General features: G+C 65.1%; 15 protein-coding genes. 8 read left to right on the forward strand and 7 right to left on the reverse strand.

Annotation, left to right across the window (positions count from 1 at the left end; all coding sequences use genetic code 11):
- Window positions 1-7 precede the first annotated feature (7 nt).
- The 4 genes from BES08_RS17175 to BES08_RS17190 all read left to right on the forward strand — a co-directional run bounded on the left by BES08_RS17175 (window position 8) and on the right by BES08_RS17190 (window position 3,779).
- Window positions 8-1,039 (forward strand): cell envelope integrity protein TolA, encoded by a 1,032-nt coding sequence (locus BES08_RS17175; protein WP_069709035.1) that lies wholly within the window; start codon window positions 8-10, stop codon window positions 1,037-1,039.
- The gene (gene tolB / locus BES08_RS17180) at window positions 1,036-2,427 is read left to right on the forward strand and encodes a Tol-Pal system beta propeller repeat protein TolB (protein ID WP_069709036.1); all 1,392 of its coding nucleotides are present in this window, start codon (window positions 1,036-1,038) and stop codon (window positions 2,425-2,427) included. The genes BES08_RS17175 and tolB overlap by 4 nt, the downstream gene beginning before the upstream one ends.
- 172 nt (window positions 2,428-2,599) lie before the next feature.
- Window positions 2,600-3,145, forward strand: coding sequence for a peptidoglycan-associated lipoprotein Pal (pal, locus tag BES08_RS17185; protein ID WP_008831776.1), 546 nt, complete (start codon window positions 2,600-2,602; stop codon window positions 3,143-3,145).
- 100 nt (window positions 3,146-3,245) lie between these two features.
- Complete coding sequence (locus BES08_RS17190; RefSeq protein WP_069709037.1) at window positions 3,246-3,779, forward strand: J domain-containing protein; 534 nt, start codon at window positions 3,246-3,248, stop codon at window positions 3,777-3,779.
- Window positions 3,780-4,044: 265 nt separating this feature from the next.
- On the opposite strand, the gene infC is transcribed toward BES08_RS17190, so the two are convergent.
- Together infC and pdeM are read right to left on the reverse strand one after the other, a co-directional pair.
- A complete protein-coding gene (infC, locus tag BES08_RS17195; RefSeq protein WP_036528118.1) occupies window positions 4,045-4,566 on the reverse strand; it encodes a translation initiation factor IF-3 in 522 nt (173 codons plus the stop codon).
- Between the two features lie 166 nt (window positions 4,567-4,732).
- Entirely contained in the window at window positions 4,733-5,425 is a 693-nt protein-coding gene (gene pdeM / locus BES08_RS17200) for a ligase-associated DNA damage response endonuclease PdeM (RefSeq protein ID WP_008831773.1), read from the reverse strand.
- An 89-nt stretch (window positions 5,426-5,514) separates the two neighbouring features.
- Here pdeM and hemF point away from each other — a divergent pair, with 89 nt between their 5' ends.
- Together hemF and BES08_RS17210 are read left to right on the forward strand one after the other, a co-directional pair.
- Window positions 5,515-6,390, forward strand: coding sequence for an oxygen-dependent coproporphyrinogen oxidase (hemF, locus tag BES08_RS17205; RefSeq protein WP_069709038.1), 876 nt, complete (start codon window positions 5,515-5,517; stop codon window positions 6,388-6,390).
- 291 nt (window positions 6,391-6,681) lie between these two features.
- Entirely contained in the window at window positions 6,682-7,944 is a 1,263-nt protein-coding gene (locus BES08_RS17210) for an MFS transporter (protein WP_069709322.1), read from the forward strand.
- A gap of 28 nt (window positions 7,945-7,972) precedes the next feature.
- Here BES08_RS17210 and BES08_RS17215 read toward each other — a convergent pair whose 3' ends face one another.
- The 3 genes from BES08_RS17215 to uvrB form a co-directional block, all read right to left on the reverse strand.
- Entirely contained in the window at window positions 7,973-8,263 is a 291-nt protein-coding gene (locus BES08_RS17215) for an addiction module antidote protein (protein ID WP_069709039.1), read from the reverse strand.
- On the reverse strand, window positions 8,238-8,609 hold the full coding sequence (locus tag BES08_RS17220) for a type II toxin-antitoxin system RelE/ParE family toxin (RefSeq protein WP_231958074.1): 372 nt from the start codon (window positions 8,607-8,609) through the stop codon (window positions 8,238-8,240). Before BES08_RS17220 ends, BES08_RS17215 begins: the two co-directional genes overlap by 26 nt.
- Before the next feature lie 78 nt (window positions 8,610-8,687).
- The gene (uvrB, locus tag BES08_RS17225; RefSeq protein ID WP_008831768.1) at window positions 8,688-10,874 is read right to left on the reverse strand and encodes an excinuclease ABC subunit UvrB; all 2,187 of its coding nucleotides are present in this window, start codon (window positions 10,872-10,874) and stop codon (window positions 8,688-8,690) included.
- Between the two features lie 116 nt (window positions 10,875-10,990).
- On the opposite strand from uvrB, the gene BES08_RS17230 reads away from it, so the two are divergent.
- Both BES08_RS17230 and BES08_RS17235 read left to right on the forward strand, forming a co-directional pair.
- Window positions 10,991-11,545: a DUF3617 domain-containing protein gene (locus BES08_RS17230; RefSeq protein WP_231958076.1), complete on the forward strand. Its 555-nt coding sequence runs from the start codon at window positions 10,991-10,993 to the stop codon at window positions 11,543-11,545.
- Between the two features lie 21 nt (window positions 11,546-11,566).
- Complete coding sequence (locus BES08_RS17235) at window positions 11,567-12,343, forward strand: esterase/lipase family protein (RefSeq protein WP_008831766.1); 777 nt, start codon at window positions 11,567-11,569, stop codon at window positions 12,341-12,343.
- Between the two features lie 238 nt (window positions 12,344-12,581).
- Here the strand turns inward: BES08_RS17235 and BES08_RS17240 are convergent, their stop codons facing one another.
- Together BES08_RS17240 and BES08_RS17245 are read right to left on the reverse strand one after the other, a co-directional pair.
- Window positions 12,582-13,097: a hypothetical protein gene (locus tag BES08_RS17240; protein WP_069709041.1), complete on the reverse strand. Its 516-nt coding sequence runs from the start codon at window positions 13,095-13,097 to the stop codon at window positions 12,582-12,584.
- Window positions 13,098-13,465: 368 nt separating this feature from the next.
- Complete coding sequence (locus tag BES08_RS17245; protein ID WP_069709042.1) at window positions 13,466-14,659, reverse strand: IS91 family transposase; 1,194 nt, start codon at window positions 14,657-14,659, stop codon at window positions 13,466-13,468.
- Between the last annotated feature and the right edge of the window lie 3 nt (window positions 14,660-14,662).

A 14,662-nucleotide genomic window follows, 5' to 3' on the forward strand; every position in this document is an offset into this window, starting at 1 on the left:
CGGTCTGATGGCGGTACTGGGTGTGCGCAAGGATGAGAGGGTCGGCCTCGTCGTCGCCGTGCTGTTGCACGGCGCGGTGCTGGCTGCGATCCTGTACAGCCCGCGCTCGAACAACGTGGTCAAGCCGCCCGAGCGTATCGAGGTGACGATCAGCGACGAGGTCGCGGCGACCTCGACTGCGCCGAATCCCGGCGAGGCGTCTCCGGACAAGAGCCCGGAACTGGGCCAGCCCGCGCCAGCGGCAGCACCGCCCCCGCCCGAACCTGCGGCTGCGCCGGAGCCCGAACCGGCTCCCGCTCCGGAGCCCGCCCCGCGCGTGGTGGAAAAGCCCAAGCCTGAGCCGAAACCCGAGCCCAAGCCGGTTCCGAAGCCGAAACCCAAGCCGGTGGAGAAGCCCAAGCCCGCGCTCCCCAAGCCGACTCCGCCCAAAGCGAAGCCGACGCCGCCCAAGCCTGCGGCAAAGCCCGCGCCCAAGGCGCCGCCGCGCAAGTCGAGCGCGATCGATGACATCGTTCGCAAGCCTTCGCCCCAACCCGCTGCGAAGCCTGCGACAAGGCCCGCGACCAAGCCGGCCACCGCAGGGCAGTCTTCGGGATCGAGCAATTCGGCGACGCCGCCGAAGAAGGCGGGCACCAGTGCTTTCGACGATGCATTCAAGCCGGGCACGCCGGGCGCCACTTCCAGCGCGCCCAAGCCGACCGGCACGCCTGCCTCCGAGATCGGCCCTTCGGCCCGGTCGGCGCTGGGCGCGGCGATCAACCGGCAGCTCAAGCCGCACTGGCAGGCGCCGCAGGGCGCCGACGTCGAACTGCTGACCACCAAGGTGCGTTTCCGCCTCAACCGCGACGGCAGCCTTGCCGGCGCGCCCGAGGTGATCGGCACCAGCGGCGTCAACGCCTCCAACCGCGCGCAGGTGGAACGCCATCAGGAACAGGCCGTGCGTGCGGTAAGGCTTGCGGCGCCATTCAACTTGCCCGACGATCTCTACGAGGGCTGGAAGGTCGTCACGACCACGTTTGACAGAAGGCTATCGCAATGAAGATAACCCGTGTTCTCGCCTTGGGATTGATGCTTACGACGAGTGTGGCGGTATCGGGTACGGCCTTCGCGCAAGGCGCCCCGGCACCCGTGGTGAACGCGCCGCCGCCGCAGGACGGTGGCCTCGAGGTTACGGTGTCCGACGACAGTGCGTGGAACGACCTCGGCATCGCCATCACCACCTTCGCCACCGATCAGGACGTGCCGACCCGCACCAATGCGGGCACGACCGGCCAGCTCGGCCGTGCACTGGCGCAAGTCGTCGCGGGCGATCTCAAGAACAACGGCCTGTTCAAGCCCTCCGGCCCCGACGGCCTGCCGCAGCCCGCTTATGGCCAGATTCAGGCGCCGGACTACACGCCATGGGCCGCGCGCAGCGCCGACATGCTGGTGCAGGGCTTCGTGCGCGCAGGCGCCGACGGCAACCTCACCATCGGCTGCTATCTCTACGACGTGCAGCTCAAGCAGCAGCTGGTGAAGGGCGGCTGGCAGGTTCCCCCGTCCGACTGGCGCCGCGCCGCGCACAAGTGCGCCGACATGGTCTATTCGCGCCTCTCGGGCGAAAGCCCGTTCTTCGATTCCAAGATCGCCTACATCGCCGAGACCGGTCCCAAGGACCATCGCATGAAGCGCCTTGCGATCATGGATTCGGACGGGGCCAACCACCGATTCCTGACCAGCGGCCAGTCGATGGCGCTCACCCCGCGCTATTCGCCGGACTACAGCAAGATCATGTACCTGTCCTACCTCAACGGACAGCCGAGCATCTACGCCTACGACCTTGCGACCGACCGCCAGACGCTGATCGCCCGCACCGGTGCGCCAACGCTGGCGCCGCGCTGGTCGCCGGACGGCAAGTGGGTGCTCTATTCGATGGCCAAGGGCGGCACGACCGACATCTACCGCATCTCCTCGGCAGGCGGCGGCACCCCGCAGCGCCTGACCAACGGCCCCGGAATCAACATCGGCGGCAGCTATTCGCCCGACGGCTCGCAGATCGTGTTCGAGAGCGACCGCTCGGGTAGTCAGCAGGTCTACGTTATGAATTCGGACGGTTCGAACCAGCGCCGGATCAGCTTCTTCGGCGGCCGCGCAGCAACCCCGGAATGGAGCCCGCGCGGCGACCAGATCGCCTTCACGCACATCGCGGGCAACTTGCGCGTCGCCGTGATGAACCCGAACGGCGGCGGCATGCGCCACCTCACCGATTCGTGGCAGGACGAGGCGCCGACGTGGTCGCCTAACGGCCGCATCGTGCAGTTCTTCCGCACGACCAAGAGCACCGGCCTCGCCTCGATCTGGCAGGTCGACCTCACCGGCCGCAACGAGCGCAAGCTGCCGACCCCGGTGGGCGCCTCGGATCCGGCCTGGGGTCCGATCCGCCCCTGATTTGCAGGCGAATGCAGCAAGTTGGCGTCCCCGGCGAAATCCGGGGCCGTTTTCTCGCGTTCAGGTTGCCCGACGTTCATCTTGACTGTGTAGAGAATTGAACGGAACCATCACACCATGCCGCCCATTCAACAGGCCAGTCGTATCATGGCGGCGACATAGGAGATTGCCGATGCCTTCTTCCCTCTCATCCATGCGCATCACCCGCGTCGGCGCGACGGCGCTGGTCGTGGCCGGCGCTCTTGCCATCTCGGCTTGCGGCAAGAAGGCTCCGGCCCAGCTTCCGCCCGATCCCGGCCCGGCGACCAGCACCGACACCGGCCAGTCGAGCGGCGGCTACGGCATGGCCCAGCCCGGCAGCCAGGCGGACTTCGTCGCCAAGATGATGGGCGCCGACACGATCTACTTCGCCCTCGACGAATCGACCGTCGATGCGCAGGATCAGGCGTCTCTCGCCAAGCAGGCGCAGTGGTTGCAGCAGTACCCCAACAAGCGCGCCACGATCGAGGGCCACTGTGACGAGCGCGGCACCCGCGAATACAATATCGCGCTGGGTGAACGCCGCGCCAATGCCGCCAAGAACTATCTGGCGAGCCTGGGCATCGACCCCTCGCGCATCACCACCGTCAGCTACGGCAAGGAGCGCCCGATCGCGCTCGGTTCGGACGAGGCTTCGTGGGCGCAGAACCGCCGCGCGGTGACCGTCACCATCGATTGATGCCGTTTCCAGCGCGCGGGCGTGCCCAGCGCGCTGGATTGATATTTTTGCGTCAGACGGGGGTTGCGTCCCCGTCGAGTCGCAGCGTATCGCCGATCTGATGAGCCGCGCACGCCGATCCGCAGACTGGGGTTTTCCGCGCTGGCGCGGCTATGGCAGCGCGCGCGAGGCCGTGGAAGTACGCCTGTGCGATCGCCACGGCTGCAACGATCGCGGCGAATGCCCCGCTCCCAAGAGCCCCAACAGCCCCGATCGCTGGATGTTCTGCCAGAAGCACGCGGCGGAATACAACTCGGGCTGGGACTACTTCGCCGGGCTGGACGCCGAGGAAGCCGCCGCGCGCGAAGCGCGCGAGCAGGCCGAGACCTCCGGCTACAAGGAAGCGCAGCATTACGGCTGGGGCGGCTCGGGCGACGGGTCGCGCAGCCGGGATGAACTGCGGGCGCTGGAAGCGCTGGGCCTCGATCCCGACGCGGACTTCGATGCGGTGCGCAAGGCGTGGCGCACCAGGGCCAAGGAAGTCCACCCGGACGTGAAGCCCAATGATGCCGAGGCGGCGAAGGCGTTCCAGACGTACCAACTTGCCTACGAAGTCCTGCGCGCGGCGGAAGAACGCCGCGAGTGGAAGGGCTGAGCGGCGGCTTTTCGCTCACGGGGCTTTGACAAGCTCAGCCTGAGCGGGGTTGAGATGGTATCGGATTAAGCCACCCTTCGTCATTGCGAGCGAAGCGAAGCAATCCAGGGCGGCATAACCGTGCCCTGGATTGCTTCGCTTCGCTCGCAATGACGATTGGAGGTATGATCATGGCGCTCTGCCGTCTCGAAGCCCCATCCTCAAACGACAAAGGGCGCGGCCATCGGCCACGCCCCTCGTTTGCGTCGAAACCGACAGCTATCGCTTACTTCGGCGACAGCACCATCAGCATCTGGCGGCCTTCCATGCGCGGATAGGCTTCGATCTTGGCGATCTCTTCCACATCCTGCTGCACACGGCGCAGGAGGTCCATGCCAAGCTGCTGGTGCGAAAGCTCGCGACCACGGAAGCGTAGCGTCACCTTGACCTTGTCGCCGTCCTCGATGAAGCGCACGACATTGCGCATCTTCGTGTCGTAGTCATGGTCGTCGATGTTCGGACGCATCTTGATCTCTTTGATCTCCTGCGTCTTCTGCGTCTTTCGAGCGGCGTTTGCCTTCTTCTGCGCCTCGTAACGGTACTTGCCCACGTCGAGGAACTTGCACACCGGCGGATCGGCGTTCGGGGAGACCTCAACGAGGTCGAGACCGACCTCAGCTGCCTGCTCGATCGCCTGGCGCGTGTACATGACGCCCAGGTTCTCGCCCTCATGGTCGATGACGCGGACCTTGTCCGACTGGATCATGTTATTGTAGCGCGGTCCACTCTTGACCGGTGGCGTCATCATGCGCCGGGGTGGGGGTGCTATATGCGTTCTCCTGAGTCGTTACAGTCGACGTGGCTGGATTCGGCGGTCATTAATGCGATTCGTCCTCGCGCGCAAAGCGCGATTTCACGAGATTGCAGATGGAACGCCCCGACCGGAAAACCGGCCTTGCGCGCCATATAGGTATTCAGGCCGCTTTGCGCCAGAGCGGATAGCGTATCAACTGCCCGCGAGCAGGCACCAGCGCCTCGATCGCATCGGCCGGCTGAAGCGCGGACAGGATTGCCGGATCGGCCGCATTCATACCGCCGGTCAGTGCTCCGAAGGCCGGCAGGATCAGCCGTTTCTCGCTGCGCACCGCACAAGGGCGCGCAATCCGCCGCCCGCGCGCCTCGATCATCAGGCGCGGATGGAAGTGGCCCGAGACTTCCGCTTCGCATGTGCCCGGCAAAGCCTGGTGGCGCAGGGCAAGGCCTGCCAGCATCAGTTCCTCGACTCGGGTGCCACCTGCCTCGGCGCCCAGATGCGGGTCGTGATTGCCGGTGATCCATACCCAGTCGAGCGCGCGGGTCAGCGCGGCGAGCATCCCGGCGGCGTGCGGCTCCAGCCGGTCCGGTCCGGCGCTGTCGTGGAAATTGTCTCCCAGTGCGAAGACCCGCCGCGCGCCGGTGGTCCGCACTGCCGAGGCAAGCCGTTCCAGCGTCTCGCGGCTGTCGTAGGGGGGCAGCATCTGGCCGGTGCGGGCGAAGAAGCTGGCCTTCTCCAGATGGAGGTCGGCGACCAGCAGCGCCTGTTCGCGCGGCCAGTAAAGCGCGCAGGCACCCCGCATGGCGCCGTCCACCAGAACCATCTCCTGACCGCAGAACGAAAAGGGAACCATGGCTTTTCCTTGCCGCAGCTTGTCCGATTTGGCAAGCGCCGTGCGAAGCGAAGGGTGCCACGTTGCGGCAACCTGCCATGAGGACACGGATGACGGACTGGACCCCCTACACGACGCGCGCCAGCGACTGGTTCCGCACCTTGCGCGATCGCATTTGCGCTGAATTCGAGGCGATCGAGCGCGAGGGGGGCTCCGATGCGGTGTTCGGCTACACGCCCTGGCAGCGCGCCGCCGTGGAGGGTGCCGAAGACAAACAGGGCGGCGAAACCGGCGGTGGCACACGCGGGCTCATGAAAGGGCGTGTGTTCGAGAAGGTCGGCGTCAACATCTCGACCGTCTCGGGCGGATTGGCCAAGGACTTCGCCGCGACCATCAACGGGGCCTCGGCCGAGAACAACGGCTTCACCGCCACCGGCATCAGCCTCGTCGCGCACATGGCGAACCCGCATGTCCCGGCGGTTCACATGAACACACGCTTCCTGACGACGACCAGGGCTTGGTTCGGCGGCGGCGCCGATCTCAACCCGCCATTGCCCTATCAGGAGGACACTGCCGAGTTCCATGCGGAATTCAAGGCAGCCTGCGATGCCCACGGCGCCGATTACTACGACCGCTTCAGGGCCTGGGCGGACGAGTATTTCTACATCCCCCACCGCAAGGTCCATCGCGGCGTCGGCGGCATCTTCTACGATCACCTCGAATGCGGCGACGAAGCCGCGTGGGAGGCGAACTTCGCCTTCACGCAGGCCGTGGGCGAGGCGTTCCTTGCGGTATTCCCCCGGCTGGTACGCCGCCGCATGGGCATGGATTTCACCCCCGCCGACAAGGCGCAGCAGCTGGAATGGCGCGGGCGCTATGCCGAATTCAACCTCGTCTATGACCGGGGCACGCTGTTCGGCCTGAAGACCGGCGGCAATATCGACGCGATCCTGATGAGCCTGCCGCCCGAAGCGACCTGGAGCTGAGGGGCGGGTTGACACGAAACGCGGGGTGAAACTCGCCGGCAGGGAGCCATGTCCGGTGAGTTAAAAATTCCGATAATAATTTGAAAATAAACGATATTATTCGTAATTCCTGCGTCATATCGCGAGCGATCGGTGTGAACTTTGGCGGCGTCCCTCCTCGGACCGTCAGCCTAGGAGGTTGAAGGAAGCGACTGGTCGGCATGGCGCAAGTACATCACATCGCGCGAAAGTAGGAAAACGGTGGTCGCCATCCGGCCGGATCAAGATGACGCGCGCGGCGTTGTAGAGGCCATGCCAACGCCTCCCGCCGCTTCTCTGGACCGCCGCTCGCTTGCCCTGGCGGCGCTTTCGACCGTGGTGGAGTGGTACGACTTCACCCTCTACCTCTACCTCGCGACAGTGCTGTCACGGGTGTTCTTCCTGGGCGAGGACGCGGTGCTGACGGCGCTGCTTGGCTTCGCCATGGCCTATCTGATGCGGCCGGTCGGCGCGATCGTCTTCGGTCATTTCGGAGACCGGCGCGGGCGGCGCGCGACCCTGCTCGCCTCGATGGCGCTGATGACGGCAGCGATGCTGCTTACGGCCATGTTGCCGACCGCGGCGCAGATCGGGCCGATGGCGGGCCTCCTGCTGCTGACGCTGCGCTGCGTGATGGGCTTCGCCGTGGGCGGAGAGTACACCGGCGTCGTCGCCTACCTCCTCGAAGGCGCACCAAGGCATCGGCGCGGTCTCGTGACTTCGCTGGCCGCCGCGACGAGCGAGATCGGCGGCTTGCTGGCAGCGGGCATCTCCGCGCTGGTTGTGAGCCTGTTGCCCACGCCCGCACTCGACGGCTGGGGTTGGCGCATCCCCTTCTTCTTCGGCGCGGCGCTGGCCGGGGTGATTCTGCTGGCCCGTGCCGCCATGGCGGAATCGCCCGAGTTCGAGGCCCATCGCGAGGCCGGCACGCTGGCTGCGCGTCCGCTGGCCCATGCCCTGTCGTGGCACCGTGCGGGCATCCTGCGCGGTTTCGCGATTTCGGCGCTGGGATCGATCACGTACTATGTGGGCATTACCTATGTGCCGGTCTACCTGACCTCCGTTGGAAGTCTGGGCGAGGCGGAAGCGCTGCAACTGGCGACGATCGCGGCGCTGGCGGTGATCGTGGTGACGCCTTTCGTGGGGCTGGCATCGGACCGTTTCGGGCGGCGGCCGGTACTGGTGGTGCTGGCGGTGCTGTCGGCGGCGCTGCCCTACACGCTGTTTCAGTGGCTGGCGGGCGTTTCTGTGGCAGGAGCGCTGGGCGGCGGTGTCTTGCTTGCGGCATTGGCCGGGGGTGTCAGCGCGGTGGGCGCCGTCGCCACGGCCGAGCAAGTGCCCGCGCAAGGGCGCCTCAGCGGTCTCGCATTAGGAGCGACCACGGCCACCGCACTGTTCGGCGGCCTCACACCATGGCTGGCACAAGTTTTGACTGCCCGCGCCGCGTCACCGAGCGCACCGGGCGTGATGATCGCGGTGGTGGCGCTATGCGTGCTGCCGGTGCTGCTGAAACTGCCGGAAACGCGGCCGGAGTAGGGTCAGCGGCCAGCGAGCTGCGTTTGGTTCACGCCGCCGGTCGATGAACAGTCAGTTCCAGTCCGAGCGCCTTCAGAACGGCAGTGAGCGTTTCCAGTGTCGGATTGCCGCTTTCCGAGAGCGCGTTGTAAAGCGCCTGCCGCCCGAGGCCGGTCTTGCGGGCGATTTCGCTCATGCCTTTCGAGCGGGCCACGTCACCCAATGCGCGAGCGATGTGCCGGGGGTCGTTGCCCTCCATAGCCGCTTCGAGATAGACCAAGATATCTTCTTCGGTTTCGATGTACACAGCAGGATCAAACGGAGTCAATTCCAAAGCCATCGTTTACTTCCCTGGCCAATTGCCTGGCCTTGGCAATATCGCGCGGCTGAGAATCCTTGTCTCCGCCAATCAGCAGGATGACCAGAACGTCGCCTTGCCGCATGTAGTATATTCTATAGCCGGGGCTGAAATGCAGCCGCAATTCCTGCACTCCGCCTCCGACGGGTTTCGCGTCGCCTTCATGTCCATCGCCAAGTCTCCGAAGGCGATCGCCTATTCTCAATTGTGCCCGGCGATCGCGAAGCCGCGAGAGCCACATTTCGAAGTGTTTCGTCTGACGGATCGAGATTTGTCCTTCATACAGGACACTGATGTCATCGTCAAATTCGTCCGTCATCGCAGCCATGCATCATCAAGTATTCTATTCGATGAGGAAGTTAAATTGCTGGAATTGAAGCGGAGGGGTGACTGAAAGGCCCTTGCGTTACTTCCCGAACTTACGTTGCGTCTTCCCGTACCGCATCTTTCGCGTGCCCGGCTTGCCCTCGTTAGAACGCCCCACCCTCGGCGCTTTGTGTTCCGCCTCCGGCAAGCCAAGCTCGCTCTGTTCGAGCCGCCTGATCTCGTCGCGCAGCCTGCCGGCTTCCTCGAACTCAAGGTCTGCTGCTGCCGCGCGCATGCGCTTTTCGAGGTCCTCGATGTACGCACGCAGGTTGTGGCCGACGAGGTTGTTGGTGCTGTCGTCCTCAAGGTCCACGATGACGCCGTCGCGGCTGGCGGTATCCGCCACGATGTCGGCGATGCGGCGCTTGATCGTCTGCGGGGTGATGCCGTTTTCGAGGTTGAACTGCTCCTGCCGGGCGCGGCGGCGGTCGGTTTCGGCCATCGCGCGTTCCATCGAACCGGTTATCCGGTCGGCGTAGAGGATCACCCGCCCGTCCACGTTGCGCGCGGCGCGGCCGATGGTCTGGATCAGCGAGGTTTCGCTGCGCAGGAAGCCTTCCTTGTCCGCGTCCAGAATGCAGACGAGGCCGCATTCGGGAATGTCGAGGCCCTCGCGCAGCAGGTTGATGCCGATCAGCACGTCGTAGACGCCCATGCGCAGATCGCGGATCAGTTCGATGCGCTCCAGCGTCTCCACGTCGGAGTGCATGTAGCGCACGCGCACGCCCTGTTCGTGCATGAACTCGGTCAGGTCCTCGGCCATGCGCTTGGTGAGGGTGGTGACGAGGGTGCGGTAGCCCTTGGCGGCCACTTCCTTGCACTGGGCGATGCAGTCCTGCACCTGATCCTCCACCGGGCGGATTTCCACCGGGGGGTCGATCAGGCCGGTGGGGCGGATGACCTGTTCGGCGAAGACGCCGCCGGTCTGGTCCATTTCCCAGTGGCCGGGCGTGGCCGAGACCGCGAAGGTCTGCGGGCGCATCGCGTCCCACTCGTTGAAGCGCAGCGGGCGGTTGTCGATGCAACTGGGCAGGCGGAAGCCGTATTCGGCCAGCGTGATCTTGCGGCGGTGGTCGCCCTTGGACATGGCGCCGATCTGCGGCACCGTCTGGTGGCTTTCGTCGACGAAGAGCAGGGCGTTATCCGGCAGGTACTCGAACAGGGTCGGCGGCGGCTCGCCGGGGATGCGCCCGGTCAGGAAGCGGCTGTAGTTCTCGATTCCGTTGCACGATCCGGTGGCGGCGATCATTTCAAGGTCGAAGTTGGTGCGCTGTTCAAGCCGCTGGGCTTCCAGCAGCTTGCCCTCGGCCTCCAGTTCCTTGAGCCGCTCGGTCAGCTCGAAGCGGATCGCCTCGCTCGCCTGCCGCATCGTCGGCCCGGGCGTGACGTAGTGTGAGTTCGCATAGACGCGCACCTTTTCCAGCACCGCGCCCTTCTTGCCGGTGAGGGGATCGAATTCGGCGATCTCCTCGATCTCGTCGCCGAAGAAGCTGATGCGCCAGGCCACGTCTTCCAGATGGCTGGGGAACAGCTCCAGATTGTCCCCGCGCACGCGGAAGTTGCCGCGCGCAAACGCCACGTCGTTGCGCTTGTACTGCAGGGCGACGAGCTTGCGGATGATCTCGGTCTGGTCCTGCGCCTTGCCGGTGACGAGGTCGAAGATCATCGCCGAGTACGTCTCGACCGAACCGATGCCATAGAGGCACGACACCGAGGCGACGATGATGACGTCGTCGCGCTCCAGCAGCGCGCGGGTGGCCGAGTGGCGCATCCGGTCGATCGCCTCGTTCACCGAGCTTTCCTTCTCGATGTAGGTGTCCGACCGGGGCACGTAGGCCTCGGGCTGGTAGTAGTCGTAGTAGGAGACGAAATATTCGACCGCGTTGTCCGGGAAGAAGTCCTTGAACTCGCCGTAGAGCTGGGCCGCTAGGATCTTGTTGGGGGCGAGGATCAGCGCGGGACGCTGCAGTTCCTCGATCACCTTGGCCATCGTGAAGGTCTTGCCCGAGCCGGTGACGCCCAGCAGCACCTGCGTCTTCTCGCCGTCGGCCGCGCTGGCGACGAGTTCGGCGATGGCGGTCGGCTGGTCGCCCGCCGGGGCATAGTCCGAGACGATCTTGAACGGCTTGCCCGGCATCGATTTCTCGGGCCGCTGCGGTTTGTGGGGGACGAAGTTCTCCGAAGTATCGGGTTCTTCGAGGCCGCGCCGGATGATGATCTCTGCCATGGCGGAACATATGGGGTATATCCGTTCCCGCGGCAACAGGGCGTTGGCGTTGGGGCAGGGCGGTGATAGCCCTCGGTCCATCTCAGGGAGAGGAGAAGGCCATGAAGGGCAGGATCATGATCGCGGCGCTGAGCATGATGACGGGCGCGCTGGTTCTGGGCGGCTGCGGATCGAAGGACGACGGCGAGCAAGCCGGGAGCGGCGGTGCACCGAAGTCGGCGGAGGAGGTGAAGCACGAGGCGGCCAAGCTCGATACTCCGCAGCCGGGCCAGTATCGGCAGACGGTGGAGATCACCCGTCTCGAAGTGCCGGGCATGCCGAAGGAAGCCGCCGAACAGATGAAGTCGATGATGGCGGCGAAGCAGGAAAGCACCATCTGCCTGACCAGGGCGGACGCCGAAAAAGGCTATCGCGACATGTTCAGGGGTGTGGGCAAGGGGAACGAGTGCTCCTATTCGAAGTTCGACGTTGATGGCGGCAGGCTTGATGCCCAGATGGATTGCCAGTCCGCCGGTGATGGCAAATCGACGATGACGCTTAATGGCACGGTCAGGCGCGATGGTTCAGATGTCACGGTCGACATGGATACCACCGGCGGACCTGCGCCCACGGGTTCAATGAAGATGACGATGCACTTGACCACCACTCGCCTCGGCGACTGCAAGACATGATGGGGTAACGCGAAGAGAGCGATGGATCCGCTGAACGAGGAACAGGAACGCTTCGCGGGATCCCTGCGCGCCGCGATCGCGCGGCGCGCCGCCTTCGCGCGCGAGCAGCACCCCGAGGGGGTCGGCAAGCCGCCGCTCGAGCTGCTGTGGGCGGAACTGCGCTCGCTCTATCGGGGCGGCCACAAGGTGCGGTTCACGGGGCAGCGGGTGCAGCCGGCAGTCAGCCCGATGCCGGTCATGCTGCTGCCCGGCTTCGGCGCGCATCCCAAGCGGATGAAGCCGATGGCCGACGCGCTCTCCGCCGCGGGGCACCATGTTCACCAGTGGGGCCTGGGCCTCAACCTCGGGCCGAACGAGCGCAATTTCTCCTACCTCATGCGCCGGGTGGCGATCATAGCGCGGGAGAACTGGCACCCGGTGGCGTTGGTCGGCTGGTCGCTCGGCGGCCTCTTCGCGCGCGAGATCGCCCGGCGCGAGCCGCATCTGGTGGCCAAGGTCATCACCATGGGCACGCCGTTCTCGGGCGATCCGCGGGCCAACAATGCGTGGAAGGCCTATCAGGTGGTGACCGGCCATTCGGTGGACAGCCCGCCGATCGACTGCGATTTCTCGGAGAAGCCCGCCGTGCCGACGATCGCGCTGTGGAGCCCGCGCGACGGCATCATCCAGCCCCGCGCCGCCGCCGGCTGGCCGCACGAGCGCGACCGCGCGGTGGCGATCCGCTGCAGTCACCTCGACTTTTCGAGTTCGCCCAAGGTAGTGGCCGAAGTCCTGCGGCAACTGGATGTGCGGGAGTAAGGGGCTATCTGCCGTTTCATAACCAGACCGTCATCCCGGCATAGGCCGGGACCGCTCTCGTTCTGTCGCGACATCTCGGCTAGGCTGGGAAAAAGCTGCCGCAACTCTGCCGAGATTGCATATCATGGTCATAGCGGTCCCAGCCTTCGCTGGGATGACGACGGTGTTTGAATGACGGATTTGAGTGGGAAGCGGTAAGTCCGCTTTCGGCTAATCTCGGGCAAAATACCGTCAAAAATTAAGGTGGCGAAGTCTGTAGCCAAGCAACCGCAAGCAAGGGCTCGCACTCGCCCTGCTCCAATTCGACGATAAAGTCGGGACCCTCCCTTTCTCCGATCCGCGTCGGATCAAATCGCTGAACGATCCTCAACCGATAAGGCCCCGGCTCAAGCTTCACATGCGCATCAGCTTCATGTTTGCTTGGTAGCGTCTCATCGTCAAATTGCGCTGCCATCGTGAGCGCCGTATATGATGCAAAATACAATCCATCGCCGGAAGATTTTACGCCTCCGGTTATTTCACGAAACCCCGGTTCTGTCGTAAATCCGCGTCGAACCTCAATAGAGTAGTCGTCGCCACCGTCTCCGCAGTCCCACACGAGGATTTTTTTCTGCTGCATCTGCTCCTCGAAGTGGGAGATTATATCGTCGTAACTCCAGTCCTCCGAAACGAACGCCGGATACGCCTGTGTATCAACAAGCCCGAGCAGGCCCGAGGCGTCAATGATACGGATTTGCTGAACTTCATACACCATGCGCGCCTCCTGCCTCTCCCAATCTTATGTCTGCATTAGGGATGTGGCAATTACAGCAGAAGCGTCCGCTATGGTGAAGGGTTTCGGGCGCTTGCGTACGAAAGCCTCCCATGCAGGAACCCGCGTGCCCGGTAGAGTGGGCTATGGGGATTTGCGCTTTCGTGTGGTGTGGCGGGGTGAAGTGCGCGCTTTGATGGAGGCACGACAGCAGCGCAGCGGTCGGTGTCTGGATGCGCCGGAGATGTGTTTGCCAGGCTGTCGATGTTGATGCCAGGAGCGGACGTGGGCGCGGCGCGTGCCGGGGGCAAGTCGGCCCTTTGACCATCGCGCGCTTTGCGTGGCCATCGCGGCAGGCGGATCATGCCGGGTCATGCGATGCGCTCCCGGATCGGCGGGGTTGGCTTGGGCGGTGCGCGGGGCTGGCTCCAGCGTGGGAAGTTTTCAATGACGATCATGCGCCCGCCGCAGCACGGGCATGGCGCGCAGGTGCCGGGCTCGGCTTCGGGCTCTGGCACCTGCGTCTCCGGTGTGACGGCAAGCAGGCGGCGGGCGAGCGCGAGATTGTCGTGGCGCGCGGCGCTGGCGAGCAGGCCGTAATGGCGGATGCGGTGGAAGCCGCGTGGCAGGACGTGGAGCAGGAAGCGGCGGATGAACTCGTCGGCGGTGAGCGTCATGGCACGCTGGCGTTCGGGTCCATCGCGGCGGTAATCCTTGTAGCGCAAGGTCACGCCGTTTTCGTCGAAGGCGATCAGGCGCCGGTTCGAGATGGCGACGCGGTGGGTATAGCGCGACAGGTAAGCGAGCACCGCTTCGGGGCCGGCAAAGGGCGGTTTGGCATAGACCACCCAGCGCTTCTTACGCGCCGGGGCAAGGTGGCGCTGGAAGGCCCGCCGCTTTGTCAGATCGGTCAGGGAGCCGAAGAAGGCGAGCTTGCCGGCATCGTGCAGCGCGTTCAGCCGGGCGAGGAAGAGCTGGCGGAACAGCGCACCCAGAACGCGCACGGGCAGGAGGAAGGCCGGACGCGAGGATATCCAGCGACTTGCATCGGGCGCGATACCGCCGCCCGGCACGATCATGTGAACATGCGGATGGTGAGTCATTGCCGACCCCCAGGTATGCAGCACGGCGGTGATCCCGATCCGGGCGCCCAGATGGCGGGGATCGGCGGCGATGGTCAGCATCGTCTGCGCGGCCGCCTTGAACAGCACGTCGTAGAGCAGAGCCTTGTTCTGGAATGCGATGTCCGCGACCTCGGCGGGCAGCGTGAAGACAACGTGGAAATAGCCGACGGGAAGCAGGTCGGCCTCCCGTTCGGCCAGCCAGGTGCGTGCCGCGGCGCCCTGGCATTTTGGGCAATGCCGGTTGCGACAGCTGTTGTAGGCGACCCGCCAGTGTCCGCAGTCCTCACAGGCCTCGACGTGACCGCCCAAGGCCGCGGTGCGGCAGGTCTCGATCGCGGACATCACCTTGAGCTGGGTAAGGCTCAGGTGCCCGGCATGGGCCGCCCGGTAGGCTGGTCCTGCAGAACGGAAGATGTCCGCGACCTCGAGGTCGGCGCGCACCGG

The organism is Novosphingobium resinovorum (genome assembly GCF_001742225.1).
In the GTDB taxonomy this organism is placed as follows: domain Bacteria; phylum Pseudomonadota; class Alphaproteobacteria; order Sphingomonadales; family Sphingomonadaceae; genus Novosphingobium; species Novosphingobium resinovorum_A.

What these genes read in the sequence shown, in the direction of transcription:
- BES08_RS17175 (WP_069709035.1), top strand. Translation starts at nt 8, where the DNA reads ATGGCGGTACTGGGTGTGCGCAAGGATGAGAGGGTCGGCCTCGTCGTC.
- tolB (WP_069709036.1), top strand. Translation starts at nt 1,036, where the DNA reads ATGAAGATAACCCGTGTTCTCGCCTTGGGATTGATGCTTACGACGAGT.
- pal (WP_008831776.1), top strand. Translation starts at nt 2,600, where the DNA reads ATGCCTTCTTCCCTCTCATCCATGCGCATCACCCGCGTCGGCGCGACG.
- BES08_RS17190 (WP_069709037.1), top strand. Translation starts at nt 3,246, where the DNA reads ATGAGCCGCGCACGCCGATCCGCAGACTGGGGTTTTCCGCGCTGGCGC.
- infC (WP_036528118.1), bottom strand. Translation starts at nt 4,566, where the DNA reads ATGATGACGCCACCGGTCAAGAGTGGACCGCGCTACAATAACATGATC.
- pdeM (WP_008831773.1), bottom strand. Translation starts at nt 5,425, where the DNA reads ATGGTTCCCTTTTCGTTCTGCGGTCAGGAGATGGTTCTGGTGGACGGC.
- hemF (WP_069709038.1), top strand. Translation starts at nt 5,515, where the DNA reads ATGACGGACTGGACCCCCTACACGACGCGCGCCAGCGACTGGTTCCGC.
- BES08_RS17210 (WP_069709322.1), top strand. Translation starts at nt 6,682, where the DNA reads ATGCCAACGCCTCCCGCCGCTTCTCTGGACCGCCGCTCGCTTGCCCTG.
- BES08_RS17215 (WP_069709039.1), bottom strand. Translation starts at nt 8,263, where the DNA reads ATGGCTTTGGAATTGACTCCGTTTGATCCTGCTGTGTACATCGAAACC.
- BES08_RS17220 (WP_231958074.1), bottom strand. Translation starts at nt 8,609, where the DNA reads ATGGCTGCGATGACGGACGAATTTGACGATGACATCAGTGTCCTGTAT.
- uvrB (WP_008831768.1), bottom strand. Translation starts at nt 10,874, where the DNA reads ATGGCAGAGATCATCATCCGGCGCGGCCTCGAAGAACCCGATACTTCG.
- BES08_RS17230 (WP_231958076.1), top strand. Translation starts at nt 10,991, where the DNA reads ATGATCGCGGCGCTGAGCATGATGACGGGCGCGCTGGTTCTGGGCGGC.
- BES08_RS17235 (WP_008831766.1), top strand. Translation starts at nt 11,567, where the DNA reads ATGGATCCGCTGAACGAGGAACAGGAACGCTTCGCGGGATCCCTGCGC.
- BES08_RS17240 (WP_069709041.1), bottom strand. Translation starts at nt 13,097, where the DNA reads ATGGTGTATGAAGTTCAGCAAATCCGTATCATTGACGCCTCGGGCCTG.